General features: G+C 33.0%; 20 protein-coding genes and 1 pseudogene. 12 read left to right on the top strand and 9 right to left on the bottom strand.

Annotated features, from left to right (window positions below; translation table 11 throughout):
• Positions 1–2 precede the first annotated feature (2 nt).
• Together Q0E86_RS07295 and Q0E86_RS07290 are read right to left on the bottom strand one after the other, a co-directional pair.
• Positions 3–920 (bottom strand): ATP-binding protein, encoded by a 918-nt coding sequence (locus Q0E86_RS07295; RefSeq protein ID WP_295755737.1) that lies wholly within the window; start codon positions 918–920, stop codon positions 3–5.
• A gap of 86 nt (positions 921–1006) precedes the next feature.
• A complete protein-coding gene (locus Q0E86_RS07290; RefSeq protein WP_295755735.1) occupies positions 1007–2503 on the bottom strand; it encodes a carboxypeptidase M32 in 1497 nt (498 codons plus the stop codon).
• 109 nt (positions 2504–2612) lie between these two features.
• Here Q0E86_RS07290 and Q0E86_RS07285 point away from each other — a divergent pair, with 109 nt between their 5' ends.
• The 4 genes from Q0E86_RS07285 to Q0E86_RS07270 all read left to right on the top strand — a co-directional run bounded on the left by Q0E86_RS07285 (position 2613) and on the right by Q0E86_RS07270 (position 8537).
• On the top strand, positions 2613–3113 hold the full coding sequence (locus Q0E86_RS07285) for a nitroreductase family protein (protein WP_295755734.1): 501 nt from the start codon (positions 2613–2615) through the stop codon (positions 3111–3113).
• The gene (locus Q0E86_RS07280; protein WP_295755732.1) at positions 3100–3609 is read left to right on the top strand and encodes a GNAT family N-acetyltransferase; all 510 of its coding nucleotides are present in this window, start codon (positions 3100–3102) and stop codon (positions 3607–3609) included. The genes Q0E86_RS07285 and Q0E86_RS07280 overlap by 14 nt, the downstream gene beginning before the upstream one ends.
• A gap of 604 nt (positions 3610–4213) precedes the next feature.
• Positions 4214–5245, top strand: coding sequence for a 3-deoxy-7-phosphoheptulonate synthase (locus tag Q0E86_RS07275; protein WP_367117387.1), 1032 nt, complete (start codon positions 4214–4216; stop codon positions 5243–5245).
• Between the two features lie 94 nt (positions 5246–5339).
• The gene (locus tag Q0E86_RS07270) at positions 5340–8537 is read left to right on the top strand and encodes a PAS domain-containing hybrid sensor histidine kinase/response regulator (protein WP_295755729.1); all 3198 of its coding nucleotides are present in this window, start codon (positions 5340–5342) and stop codon (positions 8535–8537) included.
• A gap of 233 nt (positions 8538–8770) precedes the next feature.
• Here Q0E86_RS07270 and Q0E86_RS07265 read toward each other — a convergent pair whose 3' ends face one another.
• The gene (locus tag Q0E86_RS07265; RefSeq protein WP_288518623.1) at positions 8771–10072 is read right to left on the bottom strand and encodes an ATP-binding protein; all 1302 of its coding nucleotides are present in this window, start codon (positions 10070–10072) and stop codon (positions 8771–8773) included.
• Positions 10073–10220: 148 nt separating this feature from the next.
• Positions 10221–12092: an ATP-dependent zinc metalloprotease FtsH gene (ftsH, locus tag Q0E86_RS07260; protein WP_295755727.1), complete on the bottom strand. Its 1872-nt coding sequence runs from the start codon at positions 12090–12092 to the stop codon at positions 10221–10223.
• A 229-nt stretch (positions 12093–12321) separates the two neighbouring features.
• Here ftsH and Q0E86_RS07255 point away from each other — a divergent pair.
• Positions 12322–13251, top strand: a pseudogene (locus tag Q0E86_RS07255) (sugar kinase); the annotation flags it as partial.
• A 36-nt stretch (positions 13252–13287) separates the two neighbouring features.
• On the opposite strand, the gene Q0E86_RS07250 reads toward Q0E86_RS07255, so the two are convergent.
• The 5 genes from Q0E86_RS07250 to Q0E86_RS07230 all read right to left on the bottom strand — a co-directional run bounded on the left by Q0E86_RS07250 (position 13288) and on the right by Q0E86_RS07230 (position 17330).
• Positions 13288–13854, bottom strand: a complete 567-nt coding sequence (locus tag Q0E86_RS07250; RefSeq protein WP_295755725.1) for a class II aldolase/adducin family protein — start codon at positions 13852–13854, stop codon at positions 13288–13290.
• Positions 13855–13857: 3 nt separating this feature from the next.
• Positions 13858–15039: a four-carbon acid sugar kinase family protein gene (locus Q0E86_RS07245; protein ID WP_295755723.1), complete on the bottom strand. Its 1182-nt coding sequence runs from the start codon at positions 15037–15039 to the stop codon at positions 13858–13860.
• Positions 15036–15503, bottom strand: coding sequence for a PPC domain-containing DNA-binding protein (locus tag Q0E86_RS07240; protein WP_295755720.1), 468 nt, complete (start codon positions 15501–15503; stop codon positions 15036–15038). Before Q0E86_RS07240 ends, Q0E86_RS07245 begins: the two co-directional genes overlap by 4 nt.
• A 13-nt stretch (positions 15504–15516) precedes the next feature.
• Positions 15517–16356, bottom strand: coding sequence for a class II fructose-bisphosphate aldolase (locus Q0E86_RS07235; protein WP_288518629.1), 840 nt, complete (start codon positions 16354–16356; stop codon positions 15517–15519).
• 119 nt (positions 16357–16475) lie between these two features.
• A complete protein-coding gene (locus Q0E86_RS07230) occupies positions 16476–17330 on the bottom strand; it encodes a MurR/RpiR family transcriptional regulator (protein ID WP_278736931.1) in 855 nt (284 codons plus the stop codon).
• Positions 17331–17606: 276 nt separating this feature from the next.
• Here Q0E86_RS07230 and gnd point away from each other — a divergent pair, with 276 nt between their 5' ends.
• From gnd to Q0E86_RS07195, 7 genes are all read left to right on the top strand, one after another.
• The gene (gene gnd, locus Q0E86_RS07225; protein ID WP_288518630.1) at positions 17607–18503 is read left to right on the top strand and encodes a phosphogluconate dehydrogenase (NAD(+)-dependent, decarboxylating); all 897 of its coding nucleotides are present in this window, start codon (positions 17607–17609) and stop codon (positions 18501–18503) included.
• A gap of 10 nt (positions 18504–18513) precedes the next feature.
• Positions 18514–18819, top strand: coding sequence for a hypothetical protein (locus Q0E86_RS07220; RefSeq protein ID WP_288518631.1), 306 nt, complete (start codon positions 18514–18516; stop codon positions 18817–18819).
• Complete coding sequence (locus tag Q0E86_RS07215; protein WP_288518632.1) at positions 18816–20711, top strand: BglG family transcription antiterminator; 1896 nt, start codon at positions 18816–18818, stop codon at positions 20709–20711. Before Q0E86_RS07220 ends, Q0E86_RS07215 begins: the two co-directional genes overlap by 4 nt.
• Before the next feature lie 17 nt (positions 20712–20728).
• Positions 20729–21217, top strand: a complete 489-nt coding sequence (locus Q0E86_RS07210) for a PTS sugar transporter subunit IIA (RefSeq protein WP_288518633.1) — start codon at positions 20729–20731, stop codon at positions 21215–21217.
• The gene (locus Q0E86_RS07205) at positions 21217–21534 is read left to right on the top strand and encodes a PTS fructose transporter subunit IIB (protein WP_118011909.1); all 318 of its coding nucleotides are present in this window, start codon (positions 21217–21219) and stop codon (positions 21532–21534) included. Before Q0E86_RS07210 ends, Q0E86_RS07205 begins: the two co-directional genes overlap by 1 nt.
• Before the next feature lie 158 nt (positions 21535–21692).
• On the top strand, positions 21693–22754 hold the full coding sequence (locus tag Q0E86_RS07200) for a PTS fructose transporter subunit IIC (RefSeq protein WP_288518634.1): 1062 nt from the start codon (positions 21693–21695) through the stop codon (positions 22752–22754).
• Between the two features lie 94 nt (positions 22755–22848).
• Positions 22849–23883, top strand: coding sequence for a hypothetical protein (locus Q0E86_RS07195; RefSeq protein WP_118320696.1), 1035 nt, complete (start codon positions 22849–22851; stop codon positions 23881–23883).
• Positions 23884–23961: the final 78 nt, after the last annotated feature.

The following is a 23961-nucleotide window of genomic DNA, read 5'->3' as shown; positions in this document are numbered from 1 at the left end:
AATCACTTCTTTTCATTTAGGACATAAAATGTATTTTTACCTTTACCATGTTGAGAGATTTGGCCCTCTTCTTTCATTCTGTTTAAGATGCGTCCACAAGTTGTTTGAGAAAGATTGAATGTATCTTGAACATCTTTACGAGTGAATTGAGTGTGTGTTTTCGCAAACTCTACTATTTTGTTTTCAGGACAATCATAAATTATTGTATCTTCCTGAATTTTAATACTCTTCTTTTGATAATTTAGATTTGGAAGAATGATTTTAAAGGCATTTTCTGTTGTCACAAATTGAGGCTTGATTTCAGATTCTGAATACGAATCAAGAATTTTTTGAATGCCAGTACCATAAGCTTCAATGAGTTCTAACCGATAAAAGACATTTGCGAGTTTAGGATTTCGACAAACAGAAATACCAAGTTGAATGTCTTCTAAAGTAATTCCTTTTAATAAGCCTCCAATGGAAGTAAATTCGATCCGGTCTGTATACATACGAATGAAGGAACTCGCACTATATGAATATTCACGATGAATAATTAGGTTCAACAAAGCTTCTCTTATAGCTACTTCTGGATAATCTCTTTTATCAATTCTTTTCAATCCTGAAAAGCTAGAATGTTTTTGATTTCTAAAATCAATATAAGAATAGACTTCGTGCATTTGTTTAAATAATGAACCCGTAAATTCATTTCGATCTTGAAAAACATTCTGTGTTTCTCCATTAAAAACAGCTACTTTAATTGTGTGCTTACATTGATCAGACAAAAGAAGGCCTAAATTTGTATAAAGTCCATCTTGATTTTGAATGCCTAAGTTCTTTTCTTTAAATGGAATATTTGATTCATCAAATTCAGTCTTGGCAGAAAGAAATGTCAAGTCTTGTTCTAAGGAACGCATTTGTTCAAAATCTTCTTGAAATATCATAAATAAAGCTCCTTTCTACCCATATGCTAACCATTCTAACCACTCTTGTCAGTAAGAAAAGAAGTGATGTTACTCACTTCTTCTTGCTAGTCTAGATTGTATAATTTCTTGTATTTTTTGATTAAATAATCTGTGTAGTAATCAGGGTTGAATGGTTCTCCACTTACTTCTTCTACGATTTCAGCCATAGACTTACTTGCGGCATAATGGTGTACATTTTCTTTTAGCCAGTCTGTAATCTTTTCGAAGTGGTTTGTGAGTAGGGCTTCTTCAACATCGAATTGTTTTTCCATTGTCGCATACAATTGTGCAGCATAAGCACTACCCAATGCGTATGTAGGGAAGTATCCTAAGTATCCTGTAGACCAGTGCATATCTTGTAAGACACCTTCTTTATAGTTTGCAGGACGAACACCTAAATATTCTTCGTATTTATCGGCCCATACTTCTGGTAGCTTATCATAATCTACGTTGCCTTTCGCAATTTCTTTTTCGATTTCATAACGAACCATGATGTGTAATGGGTATGTTAATTCATCAGCTTCTGTACGAATCAAAGCACATTCTGTCTTGTTGATCATGTTGACTAACTCATCAACAGACACATCTTTAAATTCTGGAAATAGATTTGTCAATTGTTCATAGTTTGCTTGCCAGAATGCGTGACTTCTTCCAACGTGGTTTTCTAAGAAACGAGATTGCGATTCGTGCGCAGCTGAACCAACGGCTTGTGTAAGCATAGTTCCTTCAAAAGCAGGATCCATTTGTAGTCCATAAAGAGCGTGTCCATATTCGTGTACAGTTGAAAGGATAGCACTTAAGAATTGGTCTGGATAATAGTGTGTTGTGATACGAGTATCGTTGCTTGAGAAGAAATCTGTGAATGGGTGTTCTGTCGTTGAAAGGTAGACTTTACCAAAATCAACTTTCATAAATTCGCAAATAACATCCATAAATTTTTCTTGGCGATCCACCGCATAAGTTTCATGAAGTAAGTCATCATTGATTTGTGGTTTGTTTTGAATTTCATGAATTAATGGAACTAATTTTTCCTTAACATTATTAAAGAATGCATCGTATTTTTCTTGTGTCATTCCTTTTTCATAACGGTCCAATAATACATCATACGCATTATTTCCATTGAATTTAGGATCATATTCTAAAAGATGTAGCGTTTCTTTCATGATTGCCATTAAATGAGGCTTGAAGTGTTCGTAGTTATCCGCTTCTTTAGCTTCATGCCAAGCCAATTCACTGTCGGCTTTGACTTTTACATAGTTCGCATATACATCACTAGGAATGTTTTCAGATTGTGCTAATGCTTCAAGACGATAATCGACTTCTTTCTTTTCTAAACTTCCTTCTGGCAATGTCTTTGCGTATTCCTTGATCTTTTTGATTGTTTCTGGATCATTTTCAATGATAAATGCTTGTTTAGATAGTCTAGACAACATTTCATTTGAATAAGGAATTCCTTTCTTAGGTGCAATTGTCATTTGTTCGAAATAAATAGTTGAGAATGCCAATGAAAAGGCATCTAATGTTCTTTCGTATTCTTGATAGAATGGTTCAAATTTTAACATGGTTAAATTCCTCCTTCTTGTATTGTAACACAAAGAAAAGAATAGTCATTATATAATGAAAGCGAATTTTCAAAATGGTGATATAATAGTGAAAAAAGGAGAATGGAGTATGGATGCAATTTTTAATCGTACGAGTGTAAGAAAATATAAACAAGAATCTTTAAAAAAAGAAGAGATCGATTTGATTTTAAAGGCAGCGTTTAGTGCACCAAGCGCTAGAAATAGTCAGCCTTGGCAGTTTATTGTCGTTGAGAATAAAGATACATTAAAGGATTTAAGTCAAATGACACCCTATGCATCCTTTCTAAAAGATGCAGCTATGGGAATCGTGGTTTGTGCGGATAAAAGTAAGAATGATAGTTTAGATTATTGCCAACAAGACCTTGCGGCAGCTACAGAGAATATGTTGGTTGAAGCGAAAAGCTTGGGTATTGGTTCATGTTGGTTGGGTGTGTATCCAAATGAAGATCGTTATTTGGCTTTAAACCAATATTTTAAATTGCCTAAAGGAATTGTTCCGATGTGGATGATTTCATTTGGTTATCCAGATCAAGAAGAGGTTGTAAAAGATAAGTTTGATTCTTCAAAGGTGCATTATGAAAAGTATTAATATTGTTGAGTGCAAGAATGATAGTGATTTAAAGGAAGTGGCTATTCTTGCCGAAAAAATTTGGCATGAATTTTTTCCGGGAATTATTTCAGAATCTCAGATTAATTATATGGTGGATAAATTTCAAAGTTTTGATGCCATGCAAGATCAAGTCAAACATCAACAATATCATTATCATAAGGTATATGAAGGTGATGAACTTATTGGATATATTGGTTTGCAGAATCAGCCGGATCGTTTGTTCTTATCTAAATTGTATTTAAAGGATGTGGCTAGAGGAAAGCATTATGCGACTGAAATGTTTGAGTATGTTAAGAGACAGGCAGAAAAATATTGTTACTCTTCTGTATATTTGACTTGCAACAAACACAATAAACATAGTCTAGATGTATATGAGAAGTTTGGTTTTCAATGGATTGATTCTGTACAGACAGATATAGGTAATGGATTTATCATGGATGATTACATCTTAGAATATCGATTAGGGACATTTTAATAAGTGTCCTTTTTCTTATGAGACATCTGATATAACTGGGTGATTTATTTTGTGTTTATAAAACAATTTTTTAAAAATTTACCGGATTTAATAATGTTTTCACATTGGACCTTTATAATAAAAATTGGCTACTGGATGTGGTTGGTGGTTGCCTCTTGTTAAGGAGATTTAAAGCCTTGAATCTTGAGTTCCAGGTAAGTAGATCCTTCTATTTTTTTACAGGAGGAAAGCTTATGTATATATATCTACATATTGATGTTGCTATGTGCTTATTTGCCATAGTAGAAATACTAAAAGTAACATTGATTATTATAGAAAAATGCAAAAAGCACTAATCACCACTAGCAATGGAAATAGATTAGTGCTTCAGCATTAACTATATTTCAGAGCAGCCACTGCTTTTCCAGTAGCTTTTCTCTATTTGTATTATACCGATAAAGGAATGGTTATGCAAATTTATTGGATTATTATGGTTTGGATGCTAAACATATCAAAGAATTTGTTGAATCACTAAAATAAGATGGAGTTTGACTTCATCTTTCTTTTTTTGAAAAAGTTTCTAGAATATGATATTGTCAAAGGTGATTAAAGAGGGATGTCGAACATGGATATGAAGAAGATACAGGAGTTACCTACTCCAGAAGATTTAAAGAAGGAATTTCCTTTACCTTATAAGGTGCAGAAAATTAAGAAACAAAGAGATCGAGAAATTGAAGATATTTTTACTGGAAAAGATGATCGTTTAATTTTAATTATTGGTCCTTGTAGTGCGGATCGTGAAGATGCGGTTTTAGATTATATGAATCGTTTGGCTGTTTTACAAGAAAAAGTGAAAGATAAGATTTTTATGATTCCACGTGTTTACACAAACAAGCCTCGTACTAAAGGTGTTGGATATAAGGGGATGTTACATCAGCCAGATCCACATTCTAAAGAGGATATGTTGAAAGGAATTATTGCGATTCGTAAATTACATACAGATGTTGTTACACAAACTGGATTTACTTGTGCAGAAGAAATGTTGTATCCAGAAAATCATGCGTATTTATCCGATTTATTAGGATATGTTGCGATAGGTGCAAGAAGTGTGGAGAATCAACAACATCGTATTGTGGCGAGTGGTGTAGGAATTCCAGCAGGAATGAAAAATCCTACAGGAGGAGATCTTACAGTTATGATGAATTCGATTGTAGCTGCTCAAGCTGATCAAAGATTTGTATATCGTGGTTGGGAAGTACAGACGGATGGTAATCCATTGGCTCATGCGATTTTAAGGGGTTATGTGGATAAGTTTAATCATGCGCATGCGAATTATCACTATGAAGATTTAATGGAATTGATTCATTTATATGAAAAGTCAGATTTGAAGAATCCAGCATGCATTGTGGATTGTAATCACTCAAATTCAAACAAACAATATTTAGAGCAGATTCGTATTGCGAAGGATGTTATGCATTCTAGAAGTAAGTCCGAGGATATCAAAAAGCTAGTGAAGGGCTTGATGATTGAGAGTTACTTAGAGGATGGAAATCAACCTACGGATGGTAATGTGTATGGAAAGTCAATCACGGATCCTTGTCTTGGTTGGGATAAGACAGAACAATTGATTTTAGACTTATACGAGTTGTGTGATTAGGGAGCGTTGTGCTTCCTTTTTTTGGTTAGATTTAGATTTTAAAATATGAAATAGTCATTTATAATTAGAGTAACAATGTGAGGAGGTCATACTTATGAACCAACTTCTTCAAGAAAAAAGAGATGCTGAACAATTTTTAAGATTGATTGCGCCTAAATATACAGGGATTTTCATTTTAGATCGAAGTACAGATCGTTTTCGTGATGTTTTAGCGAGTGAAAAATTTCGTGATTATGTCAAAGACGCAAAAGGTTCTTATTCGGATGCGATGCAATTGTATCGAGATCAATATGTAGCTTGTGATTATAAAGAAGTGATTGATCGAGTCTTGGACTATGATTATGTATATAATATTTTAGCTTCTGATAATCCAGTGAATGTTACGTATCGTAAAAAGGATGGTACTTTAATTCGTTTGAAAATTGATCGGTATTCAGATAGTGATGAGAATCTTTCTATATGGGTATACACAAATGAAGATAGTGAAGATGCACTATATGGAGAGCTTGGTGAGGCTCGTTATCGCGTTCAATTTGATGATAATGAAAGGCCGGTAGAGTTTATAGGAAATGAAAGCCTATCTGAGATGCTTTATGGATTCAAAAATGAGACGCACATTCCATTTTCTATGTTGTGGCAACATATGCATCCTCAAGATATTGATCTTGTGAAAGAAGAGTTTAAAAATATTCATGATTCGAAAGATTCAACTGCAACATATGAGGTAGAGTATCGTCTTCAGAATAAAGACAAACAATATCGTTGGTATCGTGCGATTGGAAAGCCTGTTTTAAATGAAAAAGGAAAGATTGTGAGTGTATGTGGCTTCTTTATTGATATTCATAAACATAAAGAAAAAAACCTTCTTCAACAACGCTTTATTTCTGGTTTGACTCATGAATATGTCACGGTATGGGTAGTTAATCAGGATTTAACGGTAGAGTTGTGTCAACAGTCAAAAAAAGGAGATCATATTGCACAAGAGGCCATTGAGGAGTTTGCCGAAACAAATAATTATCAAAAGAGCATGGAAGAGTATGCTTTACATTATGTACGTGAAGAAGATCGAGAAGAGTTCTTAAGACGAGTGGATTATCGCGTTGTTCGTGAACAAATTAAGAAAGAAAAAGTATATCCTGTTGTTTTTCAAAGAGAATATAATGGAGTCGTAGATTACTTCCAGGCTTGTTTTGCACAAATATCTGAAGAGACAGATGATTTTGTGTTGGGATTTAAATTGGTGAATGATATTGTCCAACAGGAAAAAGAAAGAAATGATCGATTGGAAGAAGAGAAACAAATTCTAGAAAGTCTAAGCTCTGACTTTACAGCTATTTATTATTTGGAAGTTAACAGTGGTAAATTTGAACCCGTTCATATTCGAGATAAATCGAATGCGAGTGAATTGATCAAAAATTATTTGGAATATAAAGATTTTTATGAATATGCTTATCAATATGCGATGCACTATATTCCTAAAGAGGAGCAGCCTGAATTTTTATGGTGGTTTTCAAAAGATAATTTAAAGATTTTGTTAAAGAATCAAGCAAGTCTAACGCAGCATTATCGTAGTCATCCAAATGCACAGAATCATCAATATTTTGAAACAAAAGTAGTTAAAGTAAGCGAAGATGAAGAGTCGTGTCACGTATTATTAGGATTCCGCTATATTGATGACATTATTGAAAAAGAAAGAGCAGCACAGAAAAGGTTGCAGGATGCCTTAGAAGAGACGAAGAGAAGCAATGAAACGATTAATACAATCGCAAAAAGTTATAGTTCAATTTATCAATTGGATTTAGTAGAAGATACATATGAAAGAATTTCTGGAAGTGAGATTATTCCTAAGACGGGTTGTGCATCGAAAAGGATGTATGAGGTTTGCGAACAAGAGGTTGCACCAGAATATCGAAATATCATACATCAATTTGTGGATATAAAAACATTAGCTTCACGACTTGAAAAAGAAGATGATATTTTAGCTGAATATCGAATGGCAGATGGAAACTGGCATAAGTTGCGTTATATTGTTCGTAAAAGAGATGAGAATGGAAAAGTTTTACAGGCCATCGCAACGATTCGTACAATCAGTGAAACAAAGCGTAAAGAATTAAATTTATTCTTTGAAGCCGAACAGGCTAAGCGTGAGGCAAAAATAAAAACTCGATTCTTACAGAATATGTCTCATGATATGCGTACGCCTTTAAATGGCATTTCTGGTATGCTTCATATGGCAGATCAAAATCCGGATGATTTAGAACTTCAAAAATCGACTCGAAATAAGATTCATCAGTCTTTAGATTATTTGATTTCTTTAGTCAATGACGTTTTGGATATGAATGATTTAGAAAGTGATCATTTTACAGAAGAAGAAGCGGATTTTGATGTAACTAAACTATTGGGAAATATTAATATAGAAGCTCAGCAATTGGCACAAGATAAGAATATTCAATATATTTTAGATTGGTATGAAGGTCAGTTAAGTCATTCTCATTTTAGAGGATATCCAATCTATCTTTCACGAATACTGATGATTGTTGTACAGAATGCCGTTAAGTTTACACCGGAAAATGGAGAAATCCATGCATGGATGAATGAGAAATATTTAGATGATTCGACATCGCTTTTAGAATTTAGATGTAAAGATAATGGTATTGGAATGAGTCAAGATTTTATTAAACATGCCTTTGATTTGTTTGCACAAGAAAATAGTTCAAGTAGATCTACATATCAGGGTACAGGTCTTGGCTTGCCTATTGCCAAAAAGCTTGTGGATTACATGCATGGTGAAATTTATTTGGAAAGTGAAAAGGGAGTAGGTACAACTGTCTATATTCAGATTCCTTTTAAGTTGGGAAAACAAATTGAAAACAAGGCTAAATTTATAGAATCAGTTTCTTTAGAAGGATTACATGCACTTGTAGCAGAAGATAATGATTTGAATATGGAAATCGTTAAATATATGTTAGAACGAAATGGTATTCAAGTTACATGTGCTAAGGATGGACTAGAAGTCGTAAGTATGTTTGAGCAGAGTCAAATAAATGAATTTGATTTTATTTTAATGGATATCATGATGCCAAAACTAAATGGTTTGGATGCGACAAGAAAGATTCGTTCATTAAAACGATTGGATGCCAAAGAAATACCAATCATTGCGATGAGTGCGAATGCATTTGTGGAAGATATGCTCAATAGTAAAATTGCGGGCATGAATATGCATTTGGCTAAGCCTTTGGATGAGACAAAATTAATTGATGCTTTAAAACAATGCAAAAAAGATGAAGAGTAAATGATATCCTTCTATTTAATGTATTACGCACAAGATTAGATGTTTGTGATGAAGAAATAAGAGATAATTATCCAAAATATGTGGTTACTTTAGATGAATTATCAACAGGCAATATAGAAGGTGTAAAAATAATATACTTGGCTGATTTTCTTTTAAAAGAAGAATATTAAAAATGCAGGGCTTTCAACCCTGCATTTGCTATAATATAATATCAAAACTTGTAATATATTATATTAAAGAACATTGTCTGATAATAAAAAATCAATTAGGCCAATGTTTAAAATTCCATTTTCATCATAAAAACGTTTACGAATATCTCTTCTGACAATAATTTTTGGAAAACTGTCTCCAGTAATGTTTAGTGAACGTGATTCAGAATATACTTTCTCTTCATTTTCCATTGCATAAGCGGATTGAATATAATATTTTTTCATTCCTTTTTGAATAATAAAGTCGATTTCTCTAGCTACTTTTCGATAGTTTCCTTTTTCCGTTTTAATGTTTTCGTAGACCACGCCCACGTCGATTTTAAATCCACGAATGATTAATTCATTGTATAAGATATTTTCCATAATGTGCGGCATTTCAATTTGTCGAAAGCCGGTTCTTGCATTCCGCAATCCTATATCTTCGCAATAGTATTTTTTTGGGAAATCTAAATAAGATTTTCCTTTTACATCAAACCGCAAAGCCTCTTTAAAAAGAAAAGAATCTTCTAAAAAATCAATATATTTATTAATTGTGGGAAGATAAACAATATCTTTTCCGCTGCGTTGTTGTTTGGAATTGATAACTTTAGTGATTTTAGATGGATTTGTTAAAGAACCTACAGACGAGCATAATAAATCAATAATAGAACTTAAAATATCTTCTCTTTCAATATGTTTGCGTTCTACAATATCTCGAATATACACTTCTTTAAATAAGTTTTCTAGATATTCAATCTTGGAGGTTTCGTCTTGTTTTGTGAGTAGAAAAGGCATTCCACCATAAAACGAATAATTGTCAAATGCCTCCTCTTTATCTCCACCAACAAATGAATAATATTCCGAAAAGGAGAAAGGATGAATTTTTATTTCATCACTACGACCTCTAAACTCCGTTAAGATATCATTAGAAAGCATTTTAGAATTGCTGCCAGTTACATAAATATCCAAATTTGATAGTTCTTTTAAGTCATTTAACATATCATAGAAAGAAATTTTTTTTCCTTTTGGATTATAAGGATTATTTACTTCATCGGACATTTGTACTTCATCAATGAATAGATAATATTGTTGTGTCGTATTGTCAACAATACTATGGATTTTCTTTGAAAGTTCAATGGGGTTTCGATATTGAATGTCTTTCATCTGATCCAATTCAAAAGTGATAATTTGTTGGTTATCAATGCCGTTATCTAATAGATAATTTTTAAAAAGATGGAAAAGTAGAAACGATTTTCCGCATCTTCTCAGGCCTGTGATGACTTTGATTTGTCCGTCATGTTGACAAGCAATCAATTTTTGCAAATATAGATTTCTTTGAATTTCCATAAATCCTCCTAGTATAAAGTAATGTCAAAACTCGCAATACATTATATTAAAATTATACAATGTGATAAAACTTTTATCAAACAAAATATAATGTAATGCAAAAACTCGCAATACATTATATTAAAAAAAGATGTGCATTACACACATCTTAATCTTTATTTGTTTGTGCTGGGATTTCAGCCGGCTTATTTAAGATATACATAAATTCTTCACCCGTAATAGTTTCTCTTTCATATAAGAATTTAGCTAGTTCATGTAGCTTCATCTTATTGTCTTCTAGAATTTGATAAGCCTCGTCATGCGCTTTTTTAATTAATGCGATGGTTGCTTCATCAATCTTAGTAGCTGTTTCATTTGAACAAGCTAGAGATGTATCGCCACCTAAATATTGGTTGTTTACTGTTTCTAAGGCTGTCATACCAAATTCATCGGACATACCTAGTCGTGTAATCATGGCTCTGGCAAGTTTAGTAGCTTGTTCAATATCGTTGCTCGCTCCACTTGTGATCGAATTAAAAATCAATTCTTCAGCACAACGACCACCTGTATACACCATAATTTTCTGGAAAGCTTCTTCTTTTGATAATAGGTTTTGTTCATTTTCTTCTACTTGCATAGTGTAGCCTAAAGCACCTTTTGTACGAGGAATAATTGTGATCTTATGAACGGGAGCTGTATTTTTACATTTGGCAGCGACTAGTGCATGTCCTATTTCGTGATAAGAAACAATCAATCTTTCTTTGTTTGAAATAACGGCACCCTTCTTTTGTTCACCCGCAATAACGATTTCAATGGCTTCTTCTAAGTCTTTTTGAACAACCGTTTTACGATGATCACGAACAGCTAATAAAGCACCTTCGTTGATAATGTTGGCAAGTTCTGCACCACTAGCTCCAGCACTCGCTCTAGCGATAACGTTAAAGTCAATGTTGTTTGAGCATTTGATGTCTTTGGCATGTAATTTAAGAATGGCTTCACGACCAGCAAGATCTGGAAGTTCAACTGGAATTCTTCTGTCAAATCGACCAGGACGCGTTAATGCTGGGTCTAATGAATCTGGACGGTTTGTGGCGGCAAGTAATACAACTCCTTTGGAACCATCAAATCCATCCATTTCGGCAAGTAATTGGTTTAATGTTTGTTCACGCTCATCATTGCCATTCATACCTGCGCCATCACGTTTTTTACCAATGGTATCAATTTCATCAATAAATACAATACAAGGAGCTTTTTCACGAGCTTGTTTGAATAGGTCACGCACTTTAGCGGCTCCTCTACCAACAAACATTTCTACGAATTCACTACCTGAAATCGAGAAGAATGGAACGCCAGCCTCACCAGCAACGGCTTTGGCAAGTAGTGTTTTACCGGTTCCAGGAGGACCTACTAATAAGGCTCCTTTTGGCATCTTGGCACCAATCTCTTTATATTTAGCTGGGTTGTTTAAGAAGTCCACAATTTCTTGTAGGTTTTCTTTCGCTTCTTCTTGTCCAGCAACGTCGTTAAATGTTTTTCCAGTTTGTTCACCAACATAGACTTTGGCATTGCTCTTTCCTAGATTGCCTAGACCAAAGCCAGATCCTTGGGTGAATGACATTTGATCATCTCCACCCATTTTTTTCTGCATACGCTTAAACATCCATGCGCCAAATGCCCAAAAAATGATTAATGGTAAGAAGAAGGAAATTAAACTAGATAGGATTGGATTCATTTGTTCTTGATAGACTTGTCCAAACTTAGCTCCGGATTTATCCAATCGATTGACTAAATCTGAATCGTTCATAACACCTGTTTTATAAGTTTTATCTGTTGAGTCTTTCTTTAGTGTGTAATAAATATTGTGATCTTCAATTTGAACCGTATCTACTTTCTTTTCTTCAATCTTATTTAAGAAATCCGAGTAATTGGTTGTTTCAAGCTTGGATTGTTGAAACATAGGAAATATGATAAGGTTTAAAGCCATAATGACAATCAATATAATCATGTAATATCTATATAAAGGTTTCTTTTGTTTATTCATGAGTGTTCCTCCTTAAGAAATTGATTACATTATACACCTTATTAGCACTTTGACAAGTAGAGTGCTACACATTCCATAATTCCACATAATTTAAAAGAAAAAAATGCTGTAATAGTCATGTTTACAGAGGATATATGTTATGAAGGTAGTAACTTTTGGAGAAATCATGTTTCGTTTAAAGACACCAGAAAACTTGCGAATTATGTAAAGTGATGTTTTTGAGGCGAGTTATGGTGGTGCAGAAGCCAATGTTGCTGTGAGCCTAGCCATGTTTGAAGATAAATGTGCTTTTGTATCGAAAGTGCCAAACAATCCAGTAGGAATGTCTGCGTTGAGTGCAGTTCGTCACTATGGTGTAAATACGGATTATTTGGTTAGAGGTGGAGAAAGATTGGGTATTTATTTCTTTGAAAAAGGAAGTAATATTCGTAGCACAAATGTTGTGTATGACCGTGCTTATAGTGCTTTTTCACAATCGGATGTAGAGGATTATAAATGGGAAGATATCTTAGAGCCAGGTGATATTTTCTATTTTTCAGGTGTAACACCAGCCGCAAGTGATAGTGTTTGTCAATCTTTAAAGAATGCTTTGAAGTATTGTAAGGAAAAGGATATTCAAGTAGTTTGCGATTTAAATTATCGTGGAAAAATGTGGTCTAAAGAACAAGCTCAGGTTGTGATGCGTGATTTGATGCAGTATGTAGATGTATGTATTGCCAATGATGAAGATTTTGAAGCAACACTTGGAATTCATGCTTTTGATGGAGACTTATCTACAGGTATTGATCAGATTGATACTTATAAAGAGGGTATGTTAGAAATCACTCGTCAATTCCCTAACGTGAAGAGTGTGACTAGTGTATTAAGAAATATTCGTACAGTAGAAGATGGAGAATGGATGGGAATCTATTATGTAGATGGTACATTCTATGAAAGTCCAATTCATACAGTTCATAGTTTAGAAGCAGTAGGTGCAGGAGATGCGTATGGAGCTGCATTTGTACATGGACTAATCAATGGATTTGATCCACAAAAGACAGTGGATTTCGCAATCAGTGCTAGTGTATTAAAGCTTATGATTCAACATGATTTTAATGTTGTCACAGAAGATGATGTATTTAAGATCATGAATTCTAAGAGTACAAATTTATCTAGATAAAGTAAAAACAGGTCTAACCCTATAAGGCGACCTGTTTTAATTTTCTTGAGTTAATAGAAAAGATAACTTAGCGCTATATTCTATTTCTTCAATGGCTCCGAAGGCGGATAATAAAGTATCTTTAGCACAAATGATTCCATGTTTTTCTAAAATATATGTATCGTTGTTTTCTTCTATGGTTTTATCAACTGCTGAGAATAATTCTTTTGATCCAGGTGGATAATAATCTATATATTTTAGCTTTTCATTCTTTAATTTCATATAAGGAGTGTCAATATACGAATGATTATTATAACTTAATAAAGTAGTATAAAAACTATGCGTATGAATGATTGCTTTATATGTTTCATTTGAATTATATAAAGCTAAATGCATAATATATTCTTTGCTAGGTTTATTAAATAATATATTTCCATTTAAATCAGTTATGGCGAAGCTATCCTTATCTAATTTGCCAAGACAACTACCACTTTTTGTGATATACATTTTTTCATTATGAAGAAAGCTAATATTACCTGTAGTACCGGTAATGATTCCGTGCTGAAATAATGCTTTTGCAGTCCAAATGGCTTCTTCATATTGTAATTTCAATTCTTCATCCATAATTTATTCCTCCAATGCTTCTAAAAAGAATTCTTTATTTCCAAAATTTCCTGATTTCAAAATTAAATGAAAATTCGGTTGATTTGTTGGAATTAATACAGGAACGCCAAGTGCAATTTCTTTTCCAATGTAAAATGAAGTGAAATTTAGTGCAGATGTAATAGCTCCGGATGTCTCTCCGCCTGCAACGATAAGTCGATCAAAGTTATTTTTATAAGCACAGATACCTAATTTTGAGAGAATGGATTCTATTTTTTTTGCGTTCGAGTAGAATGTAGAGTCTCTGCTTGTGTTGGTTAAATTTCTAAAGACAGCATCGCTATAAAATAGAATTTCATCATCTGTTTCTTGAATGTAAGAGTAAAGCTCTTCAATATTAGAATCTGGGTTAATTGCGTAGGAAGTTTTGCCTTTACTTATCCATGCTTCAATTTGTGATTTTGTGGCTTTAGAACAACTTCCACATAATACTATTGTTTTTCTAGCATGTTTTGCAGAAAAAACATGTTCGTCATTTTGAAATTGAAACAGGTGTTCGAGTAAACCACTTCCACCGCTAAAAAGATAATCTTTATGAAATAACTTGACGATATGTTGCGCATCATCGTTATTTACATAATCAGGAATAATATAATGTTTATCTTTGTTTGAGTAATTATCATAATAAGAATCAAATGATTCTCTGTTAAGAATTAGGCAAGGATATTTGCTTTGTTCTTTCATTAAATTCGGAATGTATGAATCCCACATGGGGTTTAGAGGATGATTTTTTAACGGACTTTCTGCTAACTTTATACCATTTACATATAAGATACCATTTTCAACTGTTCTTCCATTTTCCGGTAATGAAGGACAAATGATACACCTATTTAAATGATAGTGCTCAAGTAAAAAGTCTAATATAGGCCCTATATTTCCTTTAGGAGTAGAATCAAATGTGGAACAATATTTATAGTATAGGTGTTCAACGGGATGCGATTTTAAATATTCGCAAACCTGTTTCACAGATTCTATTGCTTCGGTTTTAGGGATACTACGTATTTTTAATGCAAATACCAAACAATCACAATCTACCTGTTCATGTGGTATTTTTGTTACTAGAACAACTTTCGCATTTTTCCTTTTTAAAAAACTAGCCGCATCAGCTCCACCGGTAAAATCATCCGCTATAACAGCTAACTTCATTTTTGTGGAAGAAACTGCGTTAAATCTGTTTCTTCATCATATACTCGTAGCATTTCTACATCTTTGATTTCCATAATTATTAAATCGACTGTAGTTAATGCAGGTGTATGTCCTTTGACAATATGGCCGCCAAATACTGTTCCATTTTGATCGCACATAGTTGCATGAAAGTGAGTGTCGTATTTATTGTTATTTTGACAAACAACGCCTGTTCCATTTAGAAATTCAATAGGACCCTCTTTAGTGATAATATCTCCATAACCTGCTTTTACTTTGGCAGTTGATTTAGGAACCAAATACATATATCCACATTTTTTAAAGCTACCAAAACAAGAAACATAAGCGTATTTTATTTGATTGCTTTTACAAATTTCTTCGATTCCTTCAATTAAATCAGTATCAGGTAATAATCTAGCAGCAACTACTTTCCCGGCATTTCCACAAGCTTCATTAAAACGTATCATATTTAATTCCTCCTTACCAAGCCTTATCTACTTGATCAAATAAACGTACATAATGTTCTAATTTATCTGAATATCCTTTAATAAATGAAGGCATTAATTCCCATTTATCAAATTTTGGATTTTGAATGAATTCTGCAAGTGAATCTCTTCCAGCAACAACAAGTTCAGTTGCTAAATTCACTTTTTGGATACCACTATGAATAGCCTTTTTTAAATTGTCATCGCCTGTACCAGAACCTCCGTGAAGTACTAATGGAGTGCCTGGACAAAGCTCCACGATTTTTGCCAAACGATCAAAGTCAATATGTGGAACACCACTATATCGTCCATGAGCTGTTCCAATTGCAACAGCCAAACAATCTACTCCTGTTTCTTTAATAAATTGTGCAGCTTCTTCAGGTACAGTAAGATTAGAAATTCCATCTGTGTCATATTGTTCGCCTTGACCAACATGTCCTAATTCAGCTTCAACACTGATATTTAATTCATGACACATTTTTACCACTTCTTTAGTTTGAGCAACATTTTCTTCGTAAGGTAAACTTGAACGATCAACCATAATAGATGTAAATCCTGAACGAATTCCTAAAATCATATCATGATAGTTTTTTCCATGATCTAAATTAATGGCGATTGGTACAGTAGAGCGTATTGCTAAATCTCTACAAAAGTTTACTAGCCATGGAATATCTGGATGTACCCATGAATTAATGTCAATAATCATAGGGGCATTGCATTTTTCTGCAACACGAACGACAGCTCTAGCCATATCTTCATTTTGAATATTTGGTGCAGTAACTCCATAATTGTTCTCTTTAGCATGGAGTAAAATTTCTTTCATTGTTACAAGCATATTATTTAATCTCCTCGTGAAATATAATTTTATGGATTAGCTAATTCCAACTTCAGTATAGAAATAAATTTCATATATGTCAATAAAAAAAGAGATGAACGAAATAATATTTCATCTCTTTATAGCTTTGTTTCGCTTAATAAAAGCTCTACTTCATTTAGATTTTGAGATTGCTCAAAACTATTATCAAAAAGAAGATAATTCTTAACAACATAAATTAAAGCATCGTTTAAAGCAATTTCTAGCAGGTGAGAATCAGCACGGACTTTTTGATTTATTATCTCATTTGTATCGTTAATTTGAAGAATACAGTCTGCTTTTTTAGTGAATTCTTCATTCAAGGAGGCTGTAATGATAAGAATCTTCATTCCTTTTTTCTCGGCTAAAGATATTGATTTTAAGACTTGTTTTGATGCACCAGAGCGAGTAATAGCGATTAGTAAATCATCTTTATGGCCTAATGCAATGTGATTATAGTATTGTTCTGGCTGATTTGAATATGTACAAGCTTGTCCATTTCTTTCTAAACGAAATCCTAGATCAATTGCAACTGGAATGGTGTTTCCAATACTAGTGATATGGCAAATGCGAGCATTTTGAATCAATTTTGCAGCTTTGACTAATTGTTCTGTACTTATCATATTTGATAAAGACTGAATACGATTTGCACAGGAACTAAATATTTTTTCACTCGTTAATAAAGGCTGATTACTCAAAATATCTTTATCTTTTTTGCTAATGTCATTTGAAAGAAGTAATCTCATTTGAAAGTATCCATTGTATCCTAAATGTTTAGCCATTCTTACAACGGAAGATTCACTTGAATTTGAATTAGTAGCCAATTCTGAGATATTTAAAAAAATTACCTCATTTAGATGTTCAAGAATATATTGAGCTACTTTTTTTTCAGCTGGGAATAAGGATTCTAAGTTTACTTTTATATTGTCTATAACTGAAGATTGTATAATTTTCATAAAATTCCTCTTTTCATGTAATATAATCAGCAATATAAAACCGGTTATATTAGCAAGCCTTATAATTTGCTAATTTTTATATAGTATATCATACTATATATGATTGATTTTGACTTAATGTGGAAATCACTTTGCGGAAATCATCATGAATGTGGAAAAACAAATGTGGAAACACGAATCGGATGAATAAAAGCTCGATTTATGTACAGCGCTTACATTTTTTATTATGATGTACCTGTCAAAAGACATATGGATCAAAAGAAAGGAGGGTACGTCATGAAATTAAAAATGGTAGGTCTTGGTAAAATGGGCTTAAATCTTGCATTGAACATGAAAGAACACGGTGTAGATGTTGAAGGATTTGATGTTAACGAAGAAGCTCGTCAAAAGGCTGAATCAGAAAATATTAAGACGTACGCATCTTTAGAGGATGTAGCTTCTAAAGATGAAAAAAATGTGATTTGGGTAATGTTACCTGCTGGTAAAATTACGAATTCAGTGTTACATCAATTAGTAGAATTATGTAACGCAAATGACATTGTAATTGATGGTGGAAACTCAGATCATAGAGACAGCTTGAAAACAGCTCAATTGATGGAAGAGAAAGGAATTTACTTCTTTGACATTGGAACAAGCGGTGGAGTTTATGGAGCAAGACATGGAGCAAGCTTTATGTGTGGAGGAAATCCAGACGTATTTAAAAATGAACTTCAAGAAATGTTGGAAAGTATTGCTACTACAAACGGATGCTTGTATACAGGAAAAACTGGAAGTGGTCACTATTTGAAAATGATTCACAATGCAATGCTATATGGATATATGCAAACATTAGGTGAAGGATTTGAATTATTGGAAAAGAGTGAATTTGATTACGATTTACAAAATGTCGCAGATTCTTTGAGTAAATCAAGTGTAATTCGTGGATGGTTACTTGAACTTGCAGCGGATGCATTCAAGAAAGATCCAGATTTATCAAAAATCAAAGGTGTTGTTGGAGCAAGTAAAACAACAGGTTGGACAATTGAATCCGCTTGTGAATTAGGTGTTCCAATTCCTGTAATCTCAACATCATTAATGATGCGTTTACGTTCAAAACAAGATGATTCATTCTCAGCTAAAGTGATTGCCTCTTTACGTGATGAAGTAGGAGGACACAAAGCTCAGTCAAAGTAAAGGAGTGCCTATGTGGTTTTATAAGATTGAAAAAGAAGGAAAAGATATACATGTTACATGGAATACAACAATGACATATTTAAAAAATACATTTGGATTTGTTGGAATTGTAGCTTGTCTATTTAATATAGTATGGTTAGCAGCCATTTGTTTAGGGATCTTAGCTATAGCTTTAGCATATTTTGTATATCGCTATGGTGATTTGGTTAAAATTTTACATGGTTTAGAACGTAAAGATGTACTGAAATATAAAGGTAGTCAATATTCGTTCAAAGATCCATTAATTGTAACTATCCCTCGGGTGAATAGTCTATGAATAGACAAGAAGAATTAATACGAATTCTTTTAAAATCCGAAAAGCCACTTACTACGACGGAATTAGCTGAAATGTTGGATGTAAGTAGTCGAACAATTCGGTCTGATTTAGCAAAAATTGAAACGGAATTACTGGTTCATCATTTGTGTCTTGAAAAAAAGCCTCATGTAGGCGTTTGGATTCAAGGAGCAAAAGAGGATAAGGTTGCATTATTTCTAAATGTAGATCAACAAAATAGTACAGTAAATACATATTCAAAAGATTATAGAATAGGTTGTATATTGGTACAAATTTTACTAGGAAATAGCAAAATTTATCCCGATAAATTTGCGGATGAATTATATGTAAGTCGTTCTACTATTGAAAAAGACTTGTCTGCAGTTTCTAAATGGTTGGGAAAACATCAGTTAGAGTTATCTAGAAATGCAAACAATGGATTGTATGTTAAAGGCAGCGAAGAAAATATTCGTAATGCGGTTGGAAGTCTAGCTAATGATTTAAATACTCGAAATTTATCTATTGAATCGTTCTTGGAGACATATTTAAATGTAGATTTTAAAAAAATCGAAGATATTGTATCTGATTGGAATGACAAATATGGAATGAATTTGAATGAAATGAACATAAATAACTTGGCGTTTCATGCTTCAATCATGGTAATTCGTATTCTTAAAAATAAAGAATTAGAAATGTCGGATTGTGATGAATTACAAGAAGAATCTCATTCTTATAAAGAAGAATTCGAACAATTAATTTATGAATTATCAGAGTATATTCATTGTGATATTCCAAAAGCTGAATCGAATTACTTGTTGATGCATTTATTTGGAATGTACTTAAATGAACCTGCTTTCATAAATAATGATTTCTTAAGCGATTTAAGATCATTGGCGGAAAATATAAGTGATGATTTTATTTGTAATCTAGATAAAATAGTTGCTTTAGATTTAAAACAAAATAAGATGTTTAAACAATCATTGATTTTACATTTGTTGCCAACAGTGTATCGATTAAAATATGGATTTAATTTATATAATCCATTATTAGGAGAAATAAAAACAAATTATGCAGGATCCTTCTTATTGGCTACAATTATCAATTCTTCATTTGAAAAATTTTTAAATGTGACAGTTAGTGAAGAAGAAATCGCATATGTTGCTTTACATATTTCTTTGGCTGTAGATCAACCAATGGAAAAACAACAAGTTGCGATAGTTTGTACAATGGGTGTTGGAGTTTCTAGATTCTTATCTGTTAAATTGCAGGAGAATTTTCCAAATGTAACATTTATTCATTGTTCTTCAGAAGATTCACAGGCAATTGAAAATTGCAATTACATTTTATCGACTGTAAAATTAAATGTTTCTAAACCTTATTTACAAATTAATCCATTGTTAAGTGAGACAGACATACAAAGAATTAGGACTTTCATTTATGGAAATCCAACAGTGAATAAAAATAACTTCTCACTTCAAACGGTGATGGTTGAACATGGACATACAGATCGATTAACAGTTTTGCAGGAAATGACAAAGCGCTTGCAGTTATGTGGAGCTGTTACTCCTTATTTCTTAGAGAGTGTACTAAAAAGAGAGACAATGGGATCTACAGAAATCGGAAATGGAATTATCTTAACACATGGGTTCCATGAAGCAGTGAAAAGAACGCAAATTGCTTTTTACAAATTAGATAATCCGATTTTCTGGAACACACAAAAAGTAAACTTTATAGTTTTGCTTGCTGTGGCAAAAGTAGATGCGAAAAACGTAATGCAGATGAGTTGGTTGTATAAAACGTTAAATAGTGAATCAATAATTGAACAAGTACATAAATGTAGTTGTGAAAAAGAGTTGTATGAATTATTGATCAATGCAAGTAAAAATAACGAATAAAATGAAAGGTTAATTGTATGAATTTGATAGAAATTTTAGATGTCAATTTAATTGATTTGGAAATGGAAGCATCTAGTAAAGATGAAGTAATTCATCAATTATGTTCATTGCTTTATGAAAATGGAAGAGTAAAAGACTTAGAAAAATTCAAAGAAGCAGTATATGAAAGAGAACAAATTGGTGAAACAGGAATGGGAAATCAAATAGCTATTCCTCATGGTTTAACGGACCAGGTAAACAAAGCAAGTGTTGCGATTGCTAAAGTTAAAAATCCGGTAGAATGGGAAAGCTTAGATGATCAACCAGTTCGATTGATTTTCTTATTAGCTGCTCCAACAAATGAATTGGAAAAAACACATTTACAAATGTTAGCACAACTAGCAAGTGTATTGGCATATAAAGAGCATGTGGATGCTTTAATGGGATGTGAAACAAAAGAACAATTCTTTAAATTGTTTGAATCATATTTTGATGAATTTACAAGAAGAAAAGAGGAAAATAAATAATGAAAATCGTAGGAATTACTTCATGTACTTGTGGTATTGCACACACATATATGGCAAGAGAAAAATTGCTTGAAACAGGTAAAAAACTTGGATGGAGCGTAAAAATTGAAACTCAAGGAAGTGGTGGAATTGAGTTTGCTCTAACAGATCAAGATATTCAAGAAGCAGATTGTGTTTTATTAGCTACTGATGTTGCAGTTTCTGGAACAGAACGTTTTAAAGGAAAACCAGTTGTTAAGGTTCCTGTTTCAACAGCTATTAAATCACCAGAACATTTATTAAAGAAAATTGAAGAAAAATTAAGCGCAAAAAAGTAAAAAAAAACGATCTTCATTGAAGATAAAAGAAACTTTGGCGAGCACCTTTTAATTGTTCTTCGCATAAAATCGTTCTTTGGTTAATTTAACCAAGTTCATTATATATGAATAGAACATGTCCTTCAATGAAAATATAAAATAATATAGGAGAGTAAAAAATGTTTAAAGATGTTTTTAAAAATTTTAAAAGCCATTGTATGACAGGTATCTCATATATGATTCCAGTCATCGTAATTGGTGGATTCTGTACGGCAATCGCTCGTTTATGTGGAAATGTTGATGTACAAGGTACATTAGGTTATGCATTTATTTCAGCAGGTAATGCAGCATTTGGATTAATGATGTCTGTATTATGTGCAGGTGTTGCTTATTCAATTTGTGGTAAACCAGGTATTGCACCAGGTGTAGTTGCAGGTTATTTATCAACACAAGTAAAAGCTTCATTCTTAGGTGCTTTAATTTGTGGATTCTTGATTGGTATGATGATTCTTTGGATGCAAGAAAAATTCCCAGATTCAAAAGCTTTGAAATCTATGTATCCAATTGTTATTTATCCAGTATTATCAGGAATTGTTGCTACATTATTGATTATGTTTGTCTTTGGACCACCTTTAGCTGCTTTAACTCAAATTATCGTAGATTTCTTTATGGGAATGAACACAGGATCTAAATTTATTCTTGGATTCTTGATGGGTTGTATGACAGGATTTGACATGGGAGGTCCTGTTAATAAGATTTGTTTCTCAGTAGTAAGTGCATTTGCTGCTAGTGGTGTTTGGGGACCTGCTGCTGGTAAGAACGCAGCTGCCATGGCTCCACCTTTAGGAATGGCAATCTCTGCTTTGATTTTAACTCCAAAGAAATATACTGCAGAAGAAAGAGAAGATGCAAAAGTTGCTATCGCAATGTCATTATGCCAGGTAACAGAAGGTGCTTTACCATTCGCATTTAATGATCCAAAACGAGTTATTCCAGCTGTTACAATTGGATCTGGAGTTGCCCATGGATTGGTTTTAGCTTGGGGAGTAACATGTCCAGTATTACATGGAGGTGTATTCTCAATTCCATTAACAAGTAATCCACTATTATGGGTTGCAGCTTACTTAATCGGTGCTATGGTTACAGCAGTTATCGTATCTGTTTTAAAACCAGCTAGACCAGTAGAAGCTGAATCTGAAGACGAAGAATTGAAAGTTGATTTCGATATTGAAATTGGATAAATCAAACCAATTCGCAGTAAAATAATAAAAAAATGAAAGCTGCGTTTATGCAGCTTTTCTTATACCCAAAATTACCTAAAAAGAGGAGAAAATCATGAAAATTGTTAAGAAAAAACTAGATGATATGTACCGTTGCTATTGTGCAAGTAATATTTATTTCGATGGACAAAACCACATTTTATTGGCCAGTGAAGATCCGGATGTCGCATGTAATATGTACTATGGAAAAGACTATGAGACAAAAGAAAATGTATGGACACATCCAGGTGGATGTATGTCGATCGTTCCAATTCCTGGAAAAGAAAAAGAATTTCTTTGTGTTCAAGAATTCTATTTAAAGGTGACTCCATCTTTGGCAAAGATCGTATGGGGAAAATATGACAATGGAACATGGCAATTCAAAGATGTAGTATCCGTACCTTATGTTCATCGTTTTGGAATCTTTAACCAGAATGGAATCAACTATTTGATCCTAGCTACAGTAGCTACTTCTAAAAAAGAAAAGAATGACTGGAGTGTTCCGGGAAGAATCTATGTAGCTGAATTACCAGAAGATCCAAGTACTGGAGTTGAACTAGAAGTATTATGTGATGGATTATATCGTAACCATGGTTTCTGGCAAACAAAAGAAGATGGTAAAGATGTTGGATACTTTGGTAGTGATCAAGGAATCTTACGTGTAAGTGCACCAGAAAAACGTGGTGGACAATGGAAAGTAGAACCAATTCTATCAGGACATATTGGTGAGATTGCCACAATCGATATTGATGGAGATGGTCAGGATGAAATCATGACAATTGAAGAGTTCCATGGAAATACAATTCAAATCTATAAGAAAGATGGAAGTGAATATAAGAAAGTATGGCAATACGATAATGAAATTGATTTTGCGCATGCCTTAGTCGGTGCTAAACTAGCAGGTCAAAATGCATTTGTATGTGGTGTCAGAAGAAAAGACTGCGAATTATTTGTCGTTACATATGAAGATGGCGAATATAAAGTCACAATGGTCGATAAAGGTGTAGGACCAGCCAACCTATGTGTTGTACATGAAGATAATAGAGACATCATTGTTGGTGCTAACCATACTGCAGCTGAAGCAGCAATCTACTTTGTAACAGAAGATTAATGAAAAAGCTAACTATATAAAATTCAAGTATTATTTATGAAAAAGTTTGAAAATATCAAATAACTAGATTTTTTAGTT

The sequence above is a fragment of the uncultured Holdemanella sp. genome, from assembly GCF_934754935.1.
Classification (GTDB): domain Bacteria; phylum Bacillota_I; class Bacilli_A; order Erysipelotrichales; family Erysipelotrichaceae; genus Holdemanella.
This window is presented reverse-complemented; position numbering and strand designations above follow the sequence as displayed.